The 2,870-nt window shown below is 34.1% G+C and carries 3 protein-coding genes; 2 read left to right on the forward strand and 1 reads right to left on the reverse strand.

What is annotated here, in order from left to right; genetic code table 11:
• Both Q0U74_RS07725 and Q0U74_RS07730 read left to right on the forward strand, forming a co-directional pair.
• On the forward strand, window positions 1-639 hold a 639-nt coding region (locus Q0U74_RS07725; RefSeq protein ID WP_297393882.1), incomplete at its 5' end, for an AAA family ATPase.
• Window positions 636-1,286 carry an ABC-2 transporter permease gene (locus tag Q0U74_RS07730; protein ID WP_297393884.1) on the forward strand — a complete coding sequence of 217 codons (651 nt, stop codon included), beginning with the start codon at window positions 636-638 and terminating at the stop codon, window positions 1,284-1,286. The genes Q0U74_RS07725 and Q0U74_RS07730, both read left to right, overlap by 4 nt.
• A 47-nt stretch (window positions 1,287-1,333) precedes the next feature.
• Here Q0U74_RS07730 and Q0U74_RS07735 read toward each other — a convergent pair.
• Window positions 1,334-2,870 (reverse strand): ABC transporter ATP-binding protein (locus tag Q0U74_RS07735; RefSeq protein WP_297393886.1); only part of this gene is annotated, 1,537 nt, incomplete at its 5' end.

Genomic DNA, 2,870 nt, shown 5'->3' on the forward strand with positions numbered 1-2,870 from the left:
TTAAATTATCTTCAAGATGTGGGGATAATTATGGACGATTCCTTCTTGTCAAAGGACTGGAAAATTTCCATGGTCAATGAGGCAATGAAGTGTGGCTATGAAAATTGGCAGGAAGATAAATTTTTTTCATATATCAAAAATTTTGGCATTGAAAAAAATAAAAAAGTTAAAGAGCTTTCTCGTGGAATGAAAATAAAATTAATGTTTTCAATTGCGCTTTCTCACAAGGCAAATCTTTTAATTTTAGATGAGCCAACAAGTGGACTTGACCCAAGTATGAGAGATGAGCTTACAGATATGTTAAAGGAATTTGTGGAAGATGAAAATAATACAGTGCTTTTTTCCACTCACATAACAGAAGATTTAGACAGAATTGCCGATTATATAATTTTTATCGACCAAGGAAAGATTGTCGAAAACTCTAGTAAAGAAGATTTTTTGGAAAAATATTTGCTTTTAAAGGGAGGAGAAGAAGATAGAGAACTTTTAAAAGATTTTGATCTTCTTGGCATAAAATCTTCAGACACTTCCTTTGAAGCCCTTGTAAAAAATATAGATATAGAAAAAATTCCAGAAGAATTAATTGTTGAAAAGCCAGACATAAATAAAATTTTAGTTTTATATGGGAGGAAAAAATGAAGGACATTAAAAAAATTATGGAACTAGATTATATTTCAATTAAGCCCTATTTCACAATAAAAAATCTTTTAATAATGGTTATACTCTATTTAGTTTACTTTTTTATGACGAAAAATCCACTAATAGCAATCTCAATGCCCCTATTATTTGCCATGATGTATTCCTCTTACCCTTTCCTTGTGGGAGATGAAGCTGGTATAGATTCACTTTACAAAATTTTTGGAATAAAGGGAGATAAAGTTGTGAAAGGAAGATATGCCTTTGCCTTAATTTTATTTATCGTATCTATAATTATAGGACTAATATTTTCCCTTGTGGCATCATTTTTTGTGAAATTCGATATAAAAATTGTCCTTCCAATTATTGGGTCTTTCTTTATAGTTTTTGTTTTTTTGATTTCTATGCAGTATCCCCTTTATTTTAAGTATGGATACAAAAAGGCAAAGACACTTTCAGCTATTAGTTTTGTGGTAATTGCCCTCTTTTCCTTCTTTAGTATGACCTTCAGGAATTCTTTAAAAGACCTACTTAATTTAATGACTAATAATAAGCTAATGAGCATTTTAATTATTCTATTTATAATTTTTGCAATAATTTCTATTTCAATAAAGCTTTCAGAAAAATTTTATAAAAATAGAGATTTCTAAAAAAGGTGTTGGAAAAAAATCCAGCACCTTTTTTATTTTATAAAATTTTATTCGTCGAAGCCACCTGTGTAGAGCTTGTAATAAATTCCTCTCTGTTCTAGTAAGTCTTTGTGGTCGCCTCTTTCTACTATTTCGCCATTTTGAAGGACTATTATTACATCAGAGTTCATAATTGTGGAGAGCCTGTGGGCAATGACAAAAGTCGTTCTTCCCTTCATGATTTGATCCATGCCTTCTTGTACAATTTTTTCTGTACGAGAGTCAATTGATGATGTTGCCTCGTCAAGGATCATAACTGGTGGATTAAATATTTCTGCTCTTGCAATGGAAAGAAGCTGCATTTGTCCTTCAGAAAGTTCGCCGCCTGCTCCAGTGATAAGAGTGTCGTAGCCATTTTCTAGGTTCTTTATAAAGTCGTGAGCCTTGGTCCTCTTTGCCACGGCAAGGGTTTTATCCATGTTCACATCATCTACAGAGTAATTTATATTTTCTGCAATAGTGTCTGTGAAGAGGTGAGTGTCTTGAAGGACCATGCCAAGTGATGATCTTAGGTCCTTCTTTTTTATCCTCTTAATGTCAATGCCGTCGAAGGTAATTTCGCCCCTGTCAATGTCATAAAATCTGTTAATCAAATTTGTTATTGTAGTTTTTCCTGCGCCCGTTGCACCGACGAAGGCAACTTTTTGTCCTGGCTTGGCGTAGAGATTTAAATTTTTCAAAACTTTATTTTTGCCGTCATAGGAAAAGTCTACATCCTTAAATCTTATGTCGCCCAAAAGTTCTCTGTACTCATCTGTTTTTAAGTCGTGCCAAAAATATTTTTCTTTGCCATCTATATTTTTAAGAACTTTTTCAACATCGCCTGAATAATCTTCTGGCTCAACTTCCAAAAATTCAAAGATTCTTCTTGCGCCTGCTAGGGCAAGGACAACTGAATTAATATTGCCACCAATTTGTCCCATGGGACCAGTTATAGTTCTTGATAGTTGCAAGAAGGAAGCAACGACGCCAACTGTTATGCCAAAGCCACCGTGAACTGCCATTAGTCCACCTATTAGGGCAAATAAAATATATTGAAAGTTTCCAATGCCAAAAATAAGTGGAAATAAAAATAATCCCAATCTATTTGCAATCATGGTGTTATTCATTAGCTCGTCGTTAATTACTGCAAAGTCTTCCCTTGCAGCATCCTCGTGGTTAAAAACTTTTACAACTTTTAGTCCGTCAATCATCTCTTCAATGTAGCCATTAGTCTTGGCAAGGGACTTTTGTTGGCTCAAGAAATAATGGGAAGACTTGCCTCCAATTACATTCATGACAAAAACCATAAGCCCCACTGTAAAAATTATTACAAGAGAAAGAGTAGCTGATTGAGAAAACATGGCAATTAAAACCATAATTATGGTCATAAGTGATGACACAAAGGAAGGGAAGGACTGGGCAATCATATCGCCTAGTGCCCTTACATCATTTGTGTAGTAGGACATAATGTCGCCGTGACTTTTCCTATCGAAGTAAGAAACAGGAAGAGCCTCCATCTTTTCAAACATAATCTTTCTCATGTCGCCAAGGGTGTTTTCAGAA

This window comes from uncultured Peptoniphilus sp. (genome assembly GCF_946998875.1).
Taxonomy (GTDB): domain Bacteria; phylum Bacillota; class Clostridia; order Tissierellales; family Peptoniphilaceae; genus Peptoniphilus_A.